General features: G+C 54.4%; 16 protein-coding genes and 1 riboswitch. Of the genes, 10 read left to right on the top strand and 6 right to left on the bottom strand.

The annotated features are described in order from the left end of the window. Positions 1 to 23: 23 nt before the first annotated feature. Positions 24 to 124, bottom strand: a riboswitch (TPP riboswitch). Between the two features lie 36 nt (positions 125 to 160). Continuing rightward, positions 161 to 1,816, bottom strand: coding sequence for an HTH-type transcriptional regulator SgrR (sgrR, locus tag D5066_RS11890; protein WP_119916051.1), 1,656 nt, complete (start codon positions 1,814 to 1,816; stop codon positions 161 to 163). Between the two features lie 88 nt (positions 1,817 to 1,904). Between sgrR and sgrT the strand changes: the two genes are divergently transcribed. The 3 genes from sgrT (at position 1,905) to D5066_RS11875 (ending at position 3,725) form a co-directional block, all read left to right on the top strand. Next, positions 1,905 to 2,057: a glucose uptake inhibitor SgrT gene (sgrT, locus tag D5066_RS11885; protein ID WP_119916050.1), complete on the top strand. Its 153-nt coding sequence runs from the start codon at positions 1,905 to 1,907 to the stop codon at positions 2,055 to 2,057. 120 nt (positions 2,058 to 2,177) lie between these two features. Further along, entirely contained in the window at positions 2,178 to 3,356 is a 1,179-nt protein-coding gene (locus D5066_RS11880; RefSeq protein ID WP_119916049.1) for a sugar efflux transporter, read from the top strand. Between the two features lie 216 nt (positions 3,357 to 3,572). Further along, on the top strand, positions 3,573 to 3,725 hold the full coding sequence (locus tag D5066_RS11875) for a Hok/Gef family protein (RefSeq protein ID WP_010427008.1): 153 nt from the start codon (positions 3,573 to 3,575) through the stop codon (positions 3,723 to 3,725). A gap of 91 nt (positions 3,726 to 3,816) precedes the next feature. Here the strand turns inward: D5066_RS11875 and leuD are convergent, their stop codons facing one another. The 5 genes from leuD to leuL form a co-directional block, all read right to left on the bottom strand. Further along, entirely contained in the window at positions 3,817 to 4,422 is a 606-nt protein-coding gene (gene leuD, locus D5066_RS11870; RefSeq protein WP_080328698.1) for a 3-isopropylmalate dehydratase small subunit, read from the bottom strand. A gap of 10 nt (positions 4,423 to 4,432) precedes the next feature. Beyond that, a complete protein-coding gene (leuC, locus tag D5066_RS11865) occupies positions 4,433 to 5,833 on the bottom strand; it encodes a 3-isopropylmalate dehydratase large subunit (RefSeq protein ID WP_119916048.1) in 1,401 nt (466 codons plus the stop codon). A 2-nt stretch (positions 5,834 to 5,835) separates the two neighbouring features. Further along, positions 5,836 to 6,927, bottom strand: coding sequence for a 3-isopropylmalate dehydrogenase (gene leuB, locus D5066_RS11860; RefSeq protein WP_014882533.1), 1,092 nt, complete (start codon positions 6,925 to 6,927; stop codon positions 5,836 to 5,838). Beyond that, positions 6,927 to 8,498, bottom strand: a complete 1,572-nt coding sequence (leuA, locus tag D5066_RS11855) for a 2-isopropylmalate synthase (protein WP_119916047.1) — start codon at positions 8,496 to 8,498, stop codon at positions 6,927 to 6,929. Before leuA ends, leuB begins: the two co-directional genes overlap by 1 nt. Positions 8,499 to 8,589: 91 nt before the next feature. Further along, positions 8,590 to 8,676: a leu operon leader peptide gene (leuL, locus tag D5066_RS23340; protein ID WP_119916046.1), complete on the bottom strand. Its 87-nt coding sequence runs from the start codon at positions 8,674 to 8,676 to the stop codon at positions 8,590 to 8,592. A gap of 611 nt (positions 8,677 to 9,287) precedes the next feature. Between leuL and leuO the strand changes: the two genes are divergently transcribed. From leuO to ftsL, 7 genes are all read left to right on the top strand, one after another. Further along, entirely contained in the window at positions 9,288 to 10,232 is a 945-nt protein-coding gene (leuO, locus tag D5066_RS11845; RefSeq protein WP_119916045.1) for a transcriptional regulator LeuO, read from the top strand. Positions 10,233 to 10,612: 380 nt separating this feature from the next. Further along, a complete protein-coding gene (gene ilvI, locus D5066_RS11840) occupies positions 10,613 to 12,337 on the top strand; it encodes an acetolactate synthase 3 large subunit (RefSeq protein WP_080328695.1) in 1,725 nt (574 codons plus the stop codon). Between the two features lies 1 nt (position 12,338). Further along, positions 12,339 to 12,830: an acetolactate synthase small subunit gene (gene ilvN / locus D5066_RS11835; protein ID WP_045259452.1), complete on the top strand. Its 492-nt coding sequence runs from the start codon at positions 12,339 to 12,341 to the stop codon at positions 12,828 to 12,830. Positions 12,831 to 13,009: 179 nt separating this feature from the next. After that, the gene (gene cra / locus D5066_RS11830) at positions 13,010 to 14,017 is read left to right on the top strand and encodes a catabolite repressor/activator (protein WP_014168621.1); all 1,008 of its coding nucleotides are present in this window, start codon (positions 13,010 to 13,012) and stop codon (positions 14,015 to 14,017) included. 598 nt (positions 14,018 to 14,615) lie between these two features. Further along, positions 14,616 to 15,074, top strand: coding sequence for a division/cell wall cluster transcriptional repressor MraZ (gene mraZ / locus D5066_RS11825; protein ID WP_119916044.1), 459 nt, complete (start codon positions 14,616 to 14,618; stop codon positions 15,072 to 15,074). 2 nt (positions 15,075 to 15,076) lie between these two features. Then, entirely contained in the window at positions 15,077 to 16,018 is a 942-nt protein-coding gene (rsmH, locus tag D5066_RS11820) for a 16S rRNA (cytosine(1402)-N(4))-methyltransferase RsmH (RefSeq protein WP_119916043.1), read from the top strand. Then, on the top strand, positions 16,015 to 16,380 hold the full coding sequence (gene ftsL / locus D5066_RS11815; protein ID WP_006173860.1) for a cell division protein FtsL: 366 nt from the start codon (positions 16,015 to 16,017) through the stop codon (positions 16,378 to 16,380). The genes rsmH and ftsL overlap by 4 nt, the downstream gene beginning before the upstream one ends. Positions 16,381 to 16,394: the final 14 nt, after the last annotated feature.

Genomic DNA, 16,394 nt, shown 5'->3' with positions numbered 1-16,394 from the left:
TCAGGGTTGAGTGGCAAAGGATTTTGAGCGACAGCCTCAAATCCCTTCGCCGGCGTTATCCGGATCAGGTTCGACGGGTATTATCTCAGCGCACATCAGTGATGCAGCACCCCGTTGAGAACGGCAGTATTGTAATGATTTGGTGAATATTACGAAAGCGTTATGGCTCCGGCGGCGCAAACCAGGCGGATTTAAAATCAAACCAGCCCAGGGTATTCATCCGCAGGCCGCGCATGCTGCGCTGCCCCTGGATCATCAGCCAGTGGTGGATCAGCGGCACGATCGCCTGTTCGGCCAGCAGCTGCTGGCACCAGGTGGCCAGATTCATCTCACCCGCGCGCCACCCGGCGGCGTCCTGCTGCCAGTCCCGATCGATGCAGTGCTGGATCAGCGGGACTTCATACAGGTGCGAGAAGAGCGAGAAATCGAGCGGCAGGGTGAAGTTGGCGCTGTTGAGCCAGATATCACTGGTGATATCCCCCTGGTGCCATTCGTCATAGTCGACTTCGTTGACCTCCAGCGTGACCCCCTCGGCCGCCAGCAGCCGGATCATGATTTTAGCGATAAAGCGGTGCTCCACGTGCTCGCGGTAGTAGGTCAGGGTGATGGATTCCAGCCCGGCAGGCTTTTCGCAGCGTGCGGGACGCGCGTGGTGCCAGCGGGGAAGCAGGCCGTAGGCCGGGAACCACCAGGCCTGATACTGAATGTCGGCATGATAGATTAAGTTCGCGGGTGCAAGAATGTGGCTTACCCACTGACGCACGTCGTGGCTCGCCCCGCGATGGGTGCGACGGTCAAACAGCAGATAATAACAGCCCTCCTCAAGGCGGCTCTCGACGGCCTTTTCACCGGTGGTTGGGCCTTCCAGCGTTAGCCCGGCGCTCAGCTCTTCGTTAAGGTCCGGCAGCACCCAGACGTTCACTTCGTCGATCAACGCCCGGTAGCCAAAATAGTCGTCAAAGGCGCGTATCTTGAGCTGATTGTTGTTATTGCGCGAGACGGCGTAGGGACCGGTGCCAATCGGCTGGCTGGCAAAATTGCTCAGCGATTCCCACTCGCCGGGCAGGATCATCGACGGCACATAGCCCAGCAGCCAGGGCAGCCACTTATCCTGCTGAGACAGCTCAATATCCAGCGTCCAGGCCGTGGGGGAGTGAATGCGCGAGATGTGCGAATAGAGCGGAAGCGTGCGGGCGCGTTCCAGAGAGGCGATGACGTCACTCATCTCCAGCTCGCGACCGTGGTGGAAGTGAATGCCCGGGCGTAAAAAGAAACGCCAGTGCAGGGGAGAAAGCTGCTGCCAGTGGTGGGCGATATCCGCTTCCAGTTCCCCGTTTTCCTCATTTATGCGCGTCAGGCCGCTGAAAATTTGTCGGGCCATGTGGGTTTCAGAACGTCGTAATGCCGTGCCGGGCAACAGATTTTTCATCGGACGGTAGTAGAGCACCCGCAGAATATGCCGACCCTGACGAAAGCTGCGCCCAAGGTGCGAGACCAGCATCTGGCGCACGGCGGCCTTGTCGCCCACCAGCTGTACCAGCTGATCGATGCGGTCCTGCTCCAGCAGATCTTCCGCCCGCTGCTGCTGCAGCGCCAGCCCGGTATAGAGGAAGGTCAGGCGCGAGCGCTTGCCGCGTCCGGCCTCGGCTTCCCAGTTCAGCCAGCCCTGCTGCTGCATGGTGTTGAGCAGCGTGCGCATATGTCGGCGTGAACAGTTGAGCAGGTCAGCCAGCTCGTTCAGCGTGGTCTCCTGCGATTGCCCCTCGCAGCACTGCCAGAGGCGGATAAATTGTTGTTGCAGACGACCAGAAGGCATAAAAGGGGAACTCCTGACAAAAAACCAGCAATTTATTTATCCCTATATTAGGCCAATAATCCTTCCCGATGAAGCGAGGAGGTAAATTATGAAGAGGTCTACCGCACGTCAGTTTTATCAGCAGTACTTTTCCGCGACAAAGGGAGTGTCCTGGCTGGCCCGCCAGTGTGCAGAACAACGGCTGAAAACGTTAGAAGAATTGATGCAGTGGGACGTTACGAAACCGACCTCTTCCCGCTAACTCGCCTCGATCATGTGTGACTGAGTATTGGTGTTTATCACCCGCCAGCAAAATGTTTTTGCTGGCTTTTTTCGTTTATTCTTTCACCCAATTTCGATTCGCTTTCACAAGGACTTGCGCATGCTGTGGTTGATGACGATGGGGCGACGCCTGAACGGCGTGTACGCCGCTTTTATGCTGGTGGCCTTTATGATGGGCGTGGCAGGGGCGCTTCAGGCACCGACGCTGAGTCTGTTTCTCAGCCGCGAGGTGGGGGCGCAGCCGTTTTGGGTGGGGCTGTTTTACACCGTCAACGCGATTGCTGGGATCCTGGTCAGCCTCGTGCTGGCGAAACGATCCGACAGCCAGGGCGATCGCCGTAAGTTGATCCTCTTTTGCTGCGCGATGGCCGTGGGCAACGCGCTGCTCTTTGCCTTCAACCGCCACTACCTGACGCTCATCACCTGCGGCGTGCTGCTGGCCTCTCTCGCGAATACCGCCATGCCGCAGCTCTTCGCGCTGGCCCGTGAATACGCCGATAACTCGGCGCGGGAAGTGGTGATGTTCAGCTCGGTGATGCGCGCACAGCTCTCTTTGGCGTGGGTCATTGGCCCGCCGCTGGCATTCATGCTGGCGCTGAACTACGGCTTTACGGTCATGTTTTCCATCGCGGCAGGCATTTTTATTATCAGCCTGGCGCTGATTGCCTTTGCGCTGCCGTCGGTTGCCCGGGTTGAGCAGACGACGGATAAGCCCATCACCCAGGTGAGCGGCTGGCAGGATAAGAACGTCCGGATGCTGTTTATCGCCTCCACGCTGATGTGGACCTGCAACACCATGTACATCATCGATATGCCGCTGTGGATCAGCAGCGATCTGGGTCTGCCGGACAAGCTCGCGGGGATCCTGATGGGCACCGCCGCCGGGCTGGAGATTCCGGCGATGATTCTGGCGGGGTATTACGTTAAGCGCTTCGGAAAACGCCGGATGATGATCGTCGCCGTGGCGGCCGGGGTGCTTTTTTACGCGGGGTTGATCCTTTTCCATTCGCGTGAAGCGTTGCTGGTGCTGCAGCTGTTTAACGCCGTGTTTATCGGGATTGTTGCCGGGATCGGCATGCTCTGGTTCCAGGATCTCATGCCCGGCCGCGCCGGCTCCGCGACCACGCTGTTTACCAACAGCATTTCGACGGGCGTTATTCTTGCCGGTGTGATTCAGGGCGCGCTGGCGCAAAGCTATGGGCATGCCTCGGTTTACTGGATGATTGCGGCGATTTCGGTGGTGACGCTTGGGCTGACCTGCCGGGTCAAGGATGTCTGATTCTGGAAGGCGGCTTCACGAAATGAAACGACTTTCTGACAGGAGCAGAGAAGGCGCATAGAGTGCGTGGCGGGTGCTTGAGGCTGTTTGCCTCAGGCTTTCGCAAGAGGCAAACAGTGGAGAGTCCCACATCAAAAAACTGATGGGGAGACCAACTTCACAACCCACATTGCGAGGTTAGTCTCTTCATTGTCGAAAAGCAATAAGGAGGCTGGAATGCCAAAACGTACTCTGCTGTTAGGTTTGTTTCTGATCTGTACGACGCTGTTGATCTTCACCTGGATGGTGCGCGACTCGCTGTGTGAGCTGCACTTCAGACAGGAGAAAACAGAGCTGGCGGCAGTGTTGGCTTACGAAGCAAAACGTTAGCGGTATTGGCGGGGAAATTTCCCCGCCTCTCCAGAGTGGTTGAGCCTCAACGCACCCTTATCAATGGCCCGCGTCCTGCGGGCCATTGCCGTTAGCCCATAAACGCAGGCTGTTTTTTCTCGTACGCGGAGATGGCGTCTTCGTGCTGGAGCGTCAGGCCAATGCTGTCCAGACCATTCAGCATGCAGTGACGACGGAAGGCATCAATGCTGAAGCTGTAGCGCTTGTCTCCGGCTTTCACCACTTCCGCTTCCAGATCCACCTCAAACGATATGCCCGGATTTGCCTGTACCAGCGCAAACAGCTCATCGACCTGCTCGTCGCTCAGCGTGACCGGCAGCAGCTGGTTGTTGAAGCTGTTGCCGTAGAAGATATCCGCGAAGCTCGGGGCGATAACCACCTTAAAGCCGTAATCGGTCAGCGCCCAGGGCGCGTGTTCACGCGAAGATCCGCAGCCGAAGTTTTCGCGCGCCAGCAGAATGGATGCCCCTTTGTATTCCGGGAAGTTCAGGACGAATTCCGGGTTCGGCACTTCGCCCTTATCGTCGAGGAAACGCCAGTCGTTGAACAGGTGCGCGCCAAAGCCGGTGCGGGTCACCTTCTGCAAGAACTGCTTGGGGATGATCGCATCGGTATCAACGTTAGCGGCGTCCAGCGGGACAACCCGGCCCGTATGTTGGGTAAATTTCTCTGCCATGATTGTCTCCTTATTTCAGGCTGCGAATATCGGCGAAATGGCCGGTGACTGCCGCGGCGGCGGCCATTGCCGGACTGACCAGATGGGTACGCCCACCGCGGCCCTGGCGGCCTTCAAAGTTACGGTTGCTGGTGGAGGCGCAGCGTTCACCCGGATTCAGCCGGTCGTTGTTCATCGCCAGACACATTGAGCAGCCTGGCAGACGCCATTCGAAGCCTGCTTCGATAAAGATCTTATCCAGTCCTTCCGCTTCCGCCTGGGCTTTCACCGGACCGGAGCCGGGAACCACCAGCGCCTGTACGCCCGGCGCCACCTTGCGGCCTTTCGCAATCTCTGCCGCCGCGCGTAAATCTTCGATGCGGGAGTTGGTGCAGGAGCCGATAAAGACTTTATCGATGGCGACATCGGTCAACGGCACGCCTGGCTTCAGCCCCATATAGGCCAGCGCTTTTTCCGCGCTGGCGCGCTCGACCGGATCGGCAAAGGACGCCGGATCGGGGATGCTGTCGTTGACGGAAATCACCTGGCCCGGATTGGTGCCCCAGGTGACTTGCGGCGCAATCTCTTCCGCCTGCAGCGTGACAACGGTATCAAAGGTGGCACCGTCGTCAGTTTTCAGGGTTTTCCAGTACGCGACCGCGTCGTCAAAATCCTGGCCTTTCGGCGCGTGCAGACGCCCCTTCACATAGTTAAAGGTGGTTTCGTCCGGCGCGACCAGGCCTGCTTTAGCGCCCATCTCAATGGCCATATTGCACAGGGTCATACGACCTTCCATGCTCAGCGCCTGAATGGCTTCGCCGCAGAATTCCACCACGTGGCCGGTACCGCCTGCGCTGCCGGTTTTACCGATGATCGCCAGCACGATGTCCTTGGCGGTGATACCCGGCGCGGCTTTACCCTTCACTTCAATCTTCATGGTCTTGGCGCGGCCCTGCTTCAGGGTCTGCGTGGCCAGCACATGTTCCACCTCAGACGTGCCAATCCCGAACGCCAGCGCGCCAAACGCGCCGTGGGTCGCGGTATGGGAGTCACCGCAGACGATGGTCATGCCCGGCAGGGTAATACCCTGTTCAGGCCCCATCACGTGGACGATGCCCTGATACGGATGGTTCAGATCGTACAGCTCAACGCCAAATTCGTTGCAGTTCTTAATCAACTCCTGCATCTGGATACGGGCCATTTCGCCGGACGCGTTGATGTCTTTGGTCTGGGTGGAGACGTTGTGATCCATCGTTGCGAAGGTTTTACCCGGCTGACGCACCGGGCGCTTGTGCGCGCGCAGGCCGTCAAATGCCTGAGGTGAGGTCACTTCGTGCACCAGGTGGCGGTCGATGTACAGCAGCGGGGTTTCGTTTGGCGCCTCGTAGACAACATGGGCGTCAAACAACTTTTCATATAACGTCTTAGCCATGATTACACCCCTTCTGCGACATAGCGGGCAATAATGTCGCCCATTTCATCGGTACTGACTGCTGCCGTGCCGCGTGCTAAGTCACCGGTACGGACGCCTTCTTCTAACGCCCGGTTAATGGCGTTTTCAATTGCGGTTGCTGCGTCGCCTGCATCCAGGCTGTAGCGCAGCAGCAGGGCCAGGGAGAGGATCTGCGCAATCGGGTTCGCAATGTTTTTGCCGGCGATATCCGGTGCGGAGCCGCCCGCCGGTTCGTACAGGCCAAAGCCTTCTTCATTCAGGCTGGCGGATGGCAGCATGCCCATAGAGCCGGTGATCATTGCACACTCATCAGAAAGAATGTCGCCGAACAGGTTGGAGCAGAGCAGCACATCAAACTGGGACGGATCTTTAATCAGCTGCATCGTCGCGTTGTCGATGTACATGTGCGACAGCTCAACGTCCGGGTACTGCTTAGCGACTTCACTGACGATCTCGCGCCACAAAATGGACGACTGCAGCACGTTCGCCTTATCGATGGAGGTCACCTTATGGCGGCGCTTGCGCGCAGATTCAAAGGCGATATGGGCGATACGTTCAATTTCGAAACGGTGATAGACCTCGGTATCAAACGCTTTTTCATGCTGGCCGCTGCCTTCGCGGCCCTTTGGCTGACCGAAGTAGATCCCACCGGTCAGCTCACGCACGCAGAGAATGTCGAAACCGTTGGCGGCAATATCCGCGCGCAGCGGGCAGAACTCTTCAAGCCCCTGATACAGCTTCGCCGGGCGCAGGTTGCTGAACAGCTTGAAATGCTTACGCAGCGGCAGCAGTGCGCCGCGCTCTGGCTGCTCTGCCGGCGGCAGGTGTTCCCATTTCGGGCCACCGACGGAGCCAAACAGCACGGCATCGGCATTTTCGCAGCCTTCAACGGTCGCTTTCGGCAATGGCGTACCGTGGTTATCAATCGCAATACCGCCCACGTCGTAGTGGCTGGTGGTAATTTTCATCGCAAAACGCGAACGAACAGCTTCCAGTACTTTCAGCGCCTGTGCCATCACTTCCGGGCCAATACCGTCACCCGGCAATACAGCAATATGGTAATTCTTCGACATTACACGGTTTCCTTGTTGTTCTCTTTATTCTGAGCTTTGCGTTGCAACTCTTTTTCGACTTCAGCGGCGCGCCAGATGTTGTTCAGGACATGCACCATCGCTTTCGCGGAGGATTCAACGATATCCGTCGCCAGTCCCACGCCGTGGAAGCGGCGACCATTGTAGTTGACGACGATATCCACCTGACCCAGTGCGTCTTTACCGTGTCCTTTTGCCGTCAGGTCATATTTCACCAACTCAACGTCGTACTCGGTGACGCGGTTAATTGCCTGGTAAATCGCATCAACGGGGCCGTTACCGTTTGCCGCTTCCGCTTTAATTTCATCACCGCAGGCCAGTTTGACCGAAGCGGTAGCGATGTCGCTGGAGCCGGACTGCACGTTGAAGTAATCCAGACGGAAGTGCTCAGGCTCTTCCTGCTGCTTGTTGATGAAGGCCAGCGCTTCCAGGTCGTAATCGAATACCTGGCCTTTCTTGTCGGCCAGCTTCAGGAACGCGTCGTACAGTTGATCCATGTTGTAATCGCTGTCCTTGTAACCCATCTCTTCCATACGGTGTTTCACCGCAGCACGGCCGGAACGGGAGGTCAGGTTCAACTGCACCTGGTTCAGGCCGATGGATTCCGGGGTCATGATTTCGTAGTTTTCACGGTTCTTCAGTACGCCGTCCTGGTGAATACCGGAGGAGTGGGCGAAGGCGCCGGTGCCGACAATCGCCTTGTTGGCAGGAATCGGCATGTTGCAAATCTGGCTAACGGTCTGGCTGGTGCGCCAGATTTCGTTGTGATTGATGCGGGTGTGCACGTCCATGATGTCTTTGCGCACCTTGATCGCCATGATCACTTCTTCCAGCGAGCAGTTGCCCGCGCGTTCACCGATGCCATTCATCGCGCCTTCAACCTGACGTGCACCGGCATGCACTGCGGCGATAGCGTTGCCGACGGCAAGACCCAAATCATCGTGGGTGTGTACTGAGATAATCGCTTTATCAATGTTATGTACGCGGTCATACAGGCCGGTAATGATGTTCGAGAACTCGAACGGCATGGTGTAGCCGACGGTGTCCGGGATGTTGATGGTTTTGGCGCCCGCGTTAATGGCGGCTTCGACTACACGCGCCAGGTCTTCGATTGGCGTACGGCCCGCATCTTCACAGGAGAATTCAACGTCGTCGGTGTAGTTGCGTGCGCGTTTCACCATGTAGACCGCGCGCTCAATGACCTCATCCAGCGTGCTGCGCAATTTGGTTGCGATATGCATTGGCGATGTCGCAATAAAGGTGTGAATACGGAACGCTTCGGCGACTTTCAATGACTCGGCGGCAACGTCGATGTCTTTCTCTACGCAGCGTGCCAGGGCACATACGCGGCTGTTTTTAATAGTGCGAGCGATAGTCTGGACGGATTCAAAATCACCAGGAGAAGAGACCGGGAAACCGACCTCCATCACGTCGACGCCCATACGTTCGAGAGCCAGCGCAATCTGCAGTTTCTCTTTTACACTCAGGCTTGCCTGTAATGCCTGTTCACCGTCACGTAAAGTAGTATCGAAAATAATGACTTGCTGGCTCATGGGTTAGGTCCTTGTCAGTCTTAGGGCGCCTTGCTACGAGCATAAAAAAACCCGCGCAGTGGCGCGGGTTTTTAGTCTTACTGGTGACGATTCAACGCTGAATTTCGCCCGCCAGTCTACCGCGCACAGTGGATGCGTTTAGTAGTAGTAGACCGGTGAAACGAGTGGTGCGTGTCATGAATCGTGCTCCGTTAAATTCAATATGCTTTTAGTGGTACTGGATACGGCTGTTCATGTCAACCCCTGCTGATAAAAACGGTGCCGGCAGGCCGAAAAGCGAGGATATGTTCTTTAGCTTATTGTGCTGGATTTTACTTTTCAGACTTAACGAATTGTCTAATTTTGGACTTAAAAAATGGTTGCATAAAAGAATAAATATAACGGGTATTTTTTAGTCGACGATCCGTCCTTTGAGGTCTTGTACTTAAACTTTTTTGATATCATTTAGTTATCAGTTTTATGAATGTTTTTCGTCGGTTCGCAAACCGAATGATGATAACAGAATATTAACTTAATAGATCGCGAGAGGTATAACAGTTTAATAATACTTAAGTCATCATTAACCGAATGCCAATTGTATATTGATTGGGTTTATGGTTTCATTCCAACTCTAAAGTTAAACATATCTTTAGAACCGATTTTTTTATTTTAGCATGATTGCATCATCTTTATATATTCCGATTTTTAAACAATTCTCTTTCGCTGGTCATATTTGCATGGTAAATCATATTTTTCGAAATTATTACAGTGCGTTGGCGAAGGGAGTGTAGCGTGACAGTGGAGTCAGAAGTGCCAGAAAATAATATTAAACAGCCGCAAATTACTGATGGAATTAAACCACAGTTGCGCACGGTGGATCTTAATCTACTGACGGTGTTTGATGCTGTCATGCAGGAGCAAAATATCACCCGCGCGGCACAAACGTTGGGCATGTCGCAACCCGCGGTAAGCAACGCGGTTGCCAGGCTGAAAGTGATGTTCAACGACGAATTATTCGTTCGTTATGGCAGAGGTATCCAGCCTACAGCGCGGGCTTTCCAGCTTTTCGGCTCCATCCGTCAGGCGCTGCAGTTGGTACAAAATGAACTGCCGGGCTCGGGCTTTGAACCCTTAAGCAGTGAGCGCGTATTCCATCTCTGCGTCTGCAGCCCATTAGATAATTATCTGACATCGATTATTTATAATAAAGTTGAAGAGATTGCGCCTAATATTAACCTGGTCTTTAAATCATCCTTAAATCAAAACACTGAACACCAGTTACGTTATCAGGAAACCGAATTCGTGCTGGGATATGAAGAGTTCCGCCGCCCTGAATTTTCCTGCGTGCCGCTGTTTAAAGATGAAATGGTGCTGGTTGCCAGTAAAAAACATCCGCGACTGAATTCTCCGCTACGTGAAAGTGATGTATATAGCGAACAACATGCCGTTGTTGCACTCGACAGATATGCTTCCTTTAGCCTTCCGTGGTACGACACTGCGGATAAACAGGCCAGCGTGGCGTATCAAGGGATGGCTATGGTCAGCGTATTAAACGTTGTCTCCCAGACGCAGCTGGTGGCTATTGCGCCGCGCTGGCTGGCGGAAGAGTTCTCAGATGCGTTAAATCTGCAAATTCTGCCCCTGCCGCTCAAGCTAAATAGCCGTACCTGCTATCTCTCCTGGCATGAAGCCGCGGGACGCGATAAGGGTCATCAATGGATGGAAGAGTTGCTTATTAGCATCTGCCGTCGTTAATGGTGTCAGGATAAATTGCATCTTCGCATGTGATTTATCCTGGTTTTGTTTTGTTTATTGCTATTTTGTTCTGTTGTTGTTTTTATCTGACGGCTGCCAGGCCTGTAAAAATAGATGATTTCCTGTATCGCCGCGCTTTTCAGCGATGAATTATCATCTCATCCTCTAATTTCAGATGAATTAACCATATCCCCTCCCAATGTCTGTTTTTTCTGCTTTGAGTGCCTCTTCGCTCTCCTGGTTTGCTAATTGCCTGCCTTATAACGAGCGGTTAAGGTAAGTATCACTCTGCAAAATAGAAGACGGGTTTGTCCCGATCGCAAGACGGTGCGGAAATGAATTCGGCGGTCCGTCTATAACAAAATGCCTGGAGGCAAAGCATGGAGATGTTGTCTGGCGCGGAAATGGTCGTCCGATCGCTGATCGATCAGGGCGTAAAGCAAGTGTTCGGCTATCCTGGCGGCGCGGTCCTTGATATTTATGATGCCCTTCATACGGTAGGCGGCATTGACCATGTTCTGGTTCGTCATGAGCAGGCTGCGGTACACATGGCTGACGGCCTGGCCCGTGCGACGGGGGAAGTGGGCGTGGTTTTAGTCACGTCCGGACCGGGTGCAACAAACGCCATTACCGGTATCGCGACGGCCTATATGGACTCTATCCCGCTGGTAATCCTTTCCGGGCAGGTGGCGACATCGCTGATTGGCTACGATGCGTTTCAGGAGTGCGACATGGTCGGGATTTCGCGTCCCGTCGTGAAGCACAGCTTCCTGGTCAAGCAAACCGAAGATATTCCAGGGGTGCTCAAAAAAGCGTTCTGGCTGGCTGCAAGCGGACGCCCGGGACCGGTGGTGGTCGATCTCCCCAAAGATATTCTGAACCCGGCTAACAAGCTGCCGTATGTCTGGCCGGAATCGGTGAGTATGCGCTCTTACAACCCAACAACGCAGGGCCACAAAGGTCAGATCAAGCGCGCGCTGCAGACGCTTCTGGCCGCTAAAAAACCGGTGGTCTATGTGGGTGGCGGTGCAATCAGCTCAGCGTGCGAGCCACAGCTCCGTGAACTGGTTGAAAAGCTCAATCTTCCTGTTGCCTCGTCGCTGATGGGGCTGGGGGCATTTCCCGCGACCCACCGTCAGGCGCTGGGTATGCTGGGCATGCATGGTACCTATGAAGCCAACATGACGATGCATCACTCCGACGTGATCTTTGCCGTCGGCGTGCGCTTTGACGATCGTACCACCAACAACCTGGCGAAGTATTGCCCCAACGCCACCGTGCTGCACATTGATATCGATCCCACGTCAATTTCAAAAACGGTGTCGGCTGATGTACCTATTGTCGGCGACGCCCGACAGATTCTAGAACAAATGCTGGAACTGCTGGCCCAGGAAAGCACGGCTCAACCGCTGGATGAGATCCGCGACTGGTGGCAGATGATTGAACGGTGGCGCGCGCGCCAGTGCCTGAAATATGACACGCAAAGCGAGCACATTAAGCCGCAGGCGGTCATCGAAGCGGTCTGGCGACTGACGAAAGGCGATGCATATGTAACTTCTGACGTCGGTCAGCATCAAATGTTTGCCGCCCTCTATTATCCGTTTGATAAACCACGTCGCTGGATCAATTCGGGTGGTTTAGGCACGATGGGCTTTGGCCTGCCTGCCGCGCTGGGGGTAAAGCTGGCGCTGCCGAATGAAACCGTTGTCTGCGTGACCGGCGACGGCAGTATCCAGATGAACATTCAGGAACTCTCCACCGCGCTGCAGTATGAACTTCCGGTACTGGTGCTGAACCTCAATAACGGCTACCTCGGTATGGTGAAGCAGTGGCAGGACATGATCTACTCAGGCCGCCATTCGCAGTCATACATGAACTCTCTGCCTGATTTTGTCCGTCTTGCTGAAGCTTACGGTCATGTAGGCATGCGGGTGACCGATCCGGCTGAACTGGAAACGAAGCTCGCAGAAGCGCTTGAGCACGTCAAAAACAACCGCCTCGTCTTTATGGATGTCATCGTTGATGGCACCGAGCACGTTTATCCGATGCATATCCGCGGCGGTGGTATGGATGAAATGTGGTTAAGTAAAACGGAGAGAACCTGATATGCGTCGGATATTATCGGTATTACTGGAAAACGAGTCTGGCGCACTGTCGCGCGTCATTGGGCTTTTTGCACAGCGCGGTTACAACATTGAAAGCCTGACCGTTGCGCCAACGGACGACCCGACGCTGTCGCGGATGACGATTCAGACCGTCGGCGATGCCAAAGTGATTGAGCAGATCGAGAAACAGCTGCATAAGCTGGTCGATGTGCTGCGCGTGAGCGAGCTGGGGCAGGGGGCTTACGTTGAGCGTGAGGTCATGCTGGTCAAAATTCAGGCCAGCGGCTACGGGCGAGAAGAGGTCAAACGCAATGCGGACATTTTCCGCGGTCAGATCATCGACGTCACGCCTTCTCTCTATACGGTTCAACTGGTCGGAACCAGTGACAAGCTGGATGCTTTCCTGGCGTCCGTGCGGGATGTAGCAAAAATTGTTGAGGTGGCGAGATCGGGCATTGTCGGTCTGTCACGCGGCGAGAAAATCATGCGTTAGTTGTCAAAAAGGTTCGCCTCTTTCAGCCCGGTCAGCAAAGCCGGGCTTTTTTTTGTGTAATCAGCCGACAACGCAGATAAAAGCGGTTGCCGCGAAGGCTTTTCTGCGTTTAGATGTTAAAAGATTTAACCATAACCTTGACAGGGCCATGGACTCTTTTCTTTTTTTAAGGGGCAATTGTGAAACTGGATGAAATCGCCCGGCTAGCCGGCGTGTCACGAACAACGGCCAGCTATGTGATTAACGGCAAAGCAAAGCAGTACCGCGTCAGCGATAAGACCGTTGAAAAAGTGATGGCGGTGGTTCGTGAGCATAATTACCATCCGAATGCTGTCGCTGCCGGTCTGCGTGCCGGGCGCACCCGCTCTATTGGTCTGGTGATCCCGGATCTGGAAAACACCAGCTATACCCGTATCGCCAACTATCTTGAACGTCAGGCGCGCCAGCGCGGCTATCAACTGCTGATTGCCTGCTCGGAAGATCAGCCCGATAACGAGATGCGCTGCATTGAACATCTGCTGCAGCGCCAGGTTGACGCCATTATTGTGTCAACTTCCTTACCGCCAGAGCATCCGTTCTACCAGCGTTGGGCGAACGATCCTTTCCCTATTGTTGCGCTGGATCGTGCGCTCGATCGCGAGCATTTCACCAGCGTCGTGGGGGCGGATCAGGATGACGCGGAAATGCTGGCGGCAGAGCTGAGAACCTTCCCCGCTGAAACGGTGCTGTATCTTGGCGCGCTGCCCGAGCTTTCCGTAAGCTTCCTGCGTGAGCAAGGGTTCAGAACCGCCTGGAAAGACGATCCGCGTGAAGTTCACTATCTCTATGCCAACAGCTATGAACGCGAAGCCGCTGCGCAGCTGTTCGAGAAATGGCTGGAGACGCACCCGATGCCTCAGGCGCTGTTTACCACCTCGTTTGCGCTCTTGCAGGGGGTAATGGATGTGACCTTACGCCGTGAAGGCAAGCTTCCCTCCGACCTGGCCATTGCCACGTTCGGGGATAACGAACTGCTCGACTTCCTTCAATGTCCGGTGCTGGCCGTAGCGCAGCGTCACCGCGATGTGGCTGAACGCGTGCTTGAGATCGTTCTGGCAAGCCTGGACGAACCGCGAAAACCGAAGCCGGGTCTGACGCGTATCAAACGTAATCTCTATCATCGCGGAATTTTGAGCCGCCATAAATGAAATGACGGGGCGGCGAAAATCGCCCCTTTTTGCTGAAATAATTCGCGGCGTTAATTCCCGCAGAGAAATTAGGATAATTCCTGAGGGATCGTAATCTACTATTTTTCTTAATTCATTTTGCCTTTTTAAATGTTCTTTTAAGAGCCACGAAGTGATTTTAAAAGCCTCTCTTTGTATTATTTTGTTACAAACCCTCTTCGGTCGATGAATATTCAGACGTTTTTCCTTCACCTTCGCCAGCCAGCATGCTCACCGCCGCGTCCGCTGAGTGCCTGAGTGAATCTGCCGCTGTTATCCCCAGTGAATCTGTCATAAAATGCTGCCCGCGTCGCAAACTGACACTTTATATTTATCTGCGATGATATTGAGTGAGCCTTAACGCTAGTGTGCATATTCGGTTTTTTTCTTACAAATATTCATAACGTTAATTTTGCCTCGCCAGTTGTGCAGTTATTAACCAGGACTGTTTATCTCTGTAAATAGAGGGCTTTCGGGTCCTTATAGGGAGAGTCCTGGCTTGACAAGCTTTTCCCTCGCTCCGTAAACTCCTTTAGGTGGGAATTTGTGGGTTAAAGTGGTGAGGAGGGGTGAGACTGGCATGTTCCGTGGAGCTACGTTAGTCAATCTCGACAGCAAAGGGCGTTTATCGGTACCAACCCGATACCGCGACCAGCTGATTGAGAACGCTTCGGGTCAAATGGTTTGCACCATTGACATCAACTCCCCCTGCCTGCTGCTTTACCCCTTACCCGAATGGGAAATTATCGAGCAAAAGCTGTCGCGACTGTCGAGCATGAACCCGCAGGAACGCCGCGTGCAGCGGCTTTTATTGGGACATGCCAGTGAATGTCAGATGGATAGCGCAGGGCGATTACTGATTGCGCCCGTGCTGCGGCAACATGCCGGTCTGATCAAAGAAGTGATGCTGGTCGGGCAGTTCAACAAGTTTGAACTGTGGGATGAAACGACCTGGTATCAACAGGTCAAGGAAGATATCGACGCTGAGCAGTCCGATTCCGCGACATTATCGGAACGGCTGCAGGACTTGTCTCTATAAATATGATGGAAAATTATAAACATAAAACGGTGTTACTGGACGAGGCCGTCAACGGCCTGAATATTCGTCCGGATGGCATCTACATTGATGGCACCTTTGGTCGCGGTGGTCACTCGCGTTTGATCCTCTCCCAACTTGGTGAGGAAGGACGTCTGCTGGCAATCGATCGCGATCCGCAGGCGATTGCTGTTGCACAGACCATCAATGACCCACGCTTTTCCATCGTGCATGGACCTTTCTCTGCGCTCGCGGATTATGTAGCCGAGCGCGATCTTACGGGCAAGATCGACGGGATTCTTCTCGATCTTGGCGTCTCTTCACCCCAGCTTGATGATGCCGAACGCGGCTTTTCCTTTATGCGCGACGGTCCGCTGGATATGCGTATGGACCCGACGCGCGGCCAGTCTGCCGCCGAGTGGTTACAGACCGCTGACGAAGCGGATATTGCCTGGGTGATCAAAACCTTCGGTGAAGAACGTTTTGGCAAGCGCATTGCGCGCGCCATCGTTGAGCGCAATCGCGTTGAGCCAATGACCCGCACCAAAGAGCTGGCCGAAGTGATTGCGGCGGCCACGCCGGTGAAGGATAAGCACAAACATCCCGCGACCCGTACCTTCCAGGCGGTTCGCATCTGGGTAAATAGTGAACTGGAGGAAATAGAGCTGGCGCTAAAAAGCTCGCTCGACGTGCTGACCCCGGGTGGGCGGTTATCCATCATCAGCTTCCATTCGCTGGAAGACCGCATTGTGAAACGCTTTATGCGTGAACAGAGCCGCGGTCCTCAGGTTCCTGCGGGGCTGCCGATGACGGAAGAACAACTCAGGAAACTGGGTGGCCGTCAGTTGCGAGCATTAGGCAAGTTGATGCCGGGCGAAGAAGAGGTGGCAGAGAATCCACGCGCCCGTAGTTCAGTGCTGCGAGTTGCAGAGAGGACGAACGCATGATCGGCAGAGTGACAGAAACCCTAAGCAAAGTTAAGGGATCGTTAGGAAGCAACGAGCGCCATGCCTTGCCTGGCGTGATCGGCGACGATCTTTTGCGGTTCGGGAAACTGCCACTCTGCTTGTTCATTTGCATCATTGTTACGGCAGTCACGGTGGTAACGACTGCCCACCATACTCGTTTATTGACTGCGCAACGCGAGCAGCTGGTGCTGGAACGCGATGCGCTGGATATTGAATGGCGAAATCTGATCCTTGAAGAAAACGCGCTCGGCGATCACAGCCGGGTTGAACGGATCGCAACGGAAAAGCTGCAACTGCAGCATGTTGATCCTTCCCAGGAAAATATCGTAGTACAAAAATAAGGGAACACGCGACG

The organism is Enterobacter chuandaensis (assembly GCF_003594915.1).
In the GTDB taxonomy this organism is placed as follows: Bacteria; Pseudomonadota; Gammaproteobacteria; order Enterobacterales; family Enterobacteriaceae; genus Enterobacter; species Enterobacter chuandaensis.
The sequence above is the reverse complement of the archived record's forward strand: the minus strand, read 5'-3'. Positions and strand labels throughout refer to the sequence as shown.

Excerpts from the sequence above, each read along its gene's own strand:
- leuL (WP_119916046.1), bottom strand. The coding sequence starts at position 8,676 with ATGACACGCACCACTCGTTTCACCGGTCTACTACTACTAAACGCATCC.
- D5066_RS11875 (WP_010427008.1), top strand. The coding sequence starts at position 3,573 with ATGCCAAAACGTACTCTGCTGTTAGGTTTGTTTCTGATCTGTACGACG.
- leuB (WP_014882533.1), bottom strand. The coding sequence starts at position 6,927 with ATGTCGAAGAATTACCATATTGCTGTATTGCCGGGTGACGGTATTGGC.
- leuA (WP_119916047.1), bottom strand. The coding sequence starts at position 8,498 with ATGAGCCAGCAAGTCATTATTTTCGATACTACTTTACGTGACGGTGAA.
- leuD (WP_080328698.1), bottom strand. The coding sequence starts at position 4,422 with ATGGCAGAGAAATTTACCCAACATACGGGCCGGGTTGTCCCGCTGGAC.
- ftsL (WP_006173860.1), top strand. The coding sequence starts at position 16,015 with ATGATCGGCAGAGTGACAGAAACCCTAAGCAAAGTTAAGGGATCGTTA.
- sgrT (WP_119916050.1), top strand. The coding sequence starts at position 1,905 with ATGAAGAGGTCTACCGCACGTCAGTTTTATCAGCAGTACTTTTCCGCG.
- mraZ (WP_119916044.1), top strand. The coding sequence starts at position 14,616 with ATGTTCCGTGGAGCTACGTTAGTCAATCTCGACAGCAAAGGGCGTTTA.
- D5066_RS11880 (WP_119916049.1), top strand. The coding sequence starts at position 2,178 with ATGCTGTGGTTGATGACGATGGGGCGACGCCTGAACGGCGTGTACGCC.
- sgrR (WP_119916051.1), bottom strand. The coding sequence starts at position 1,816 with ATGCCTTCTGGTCGTCTGCAACAACAATTTATCCGCCTCTGGCAGTGC.
- ilvI (WP_080328695.1), top strand. The coding sequence starts at position 10,613 with ATGGAGATGTTGTCTGGCGCGGAAATGGTCGTCCGATCGCTGATCGAT.
- ilvN (WP_045259452.1), top strand. The coding sequence starts at position 12,339 with ATGCGTCGGATATTATCGGTATTACTGGAAAACGAGTCTGGCGCACTG.
- rsmH (WP_119916043.1), top strand. The coding sequence starts at position 15,077 with ATGATGGAAAATTATAAACATAAAACGGTGTTACTGGACGAGGCCGTC.
- leuC (WP_119916048.1), bottom strand. The coding sequence starts at position 5,833 with ATGGCTAAGACGTTATATGAAAAGTTGTTTGACGCCCATGTTGTCTAC.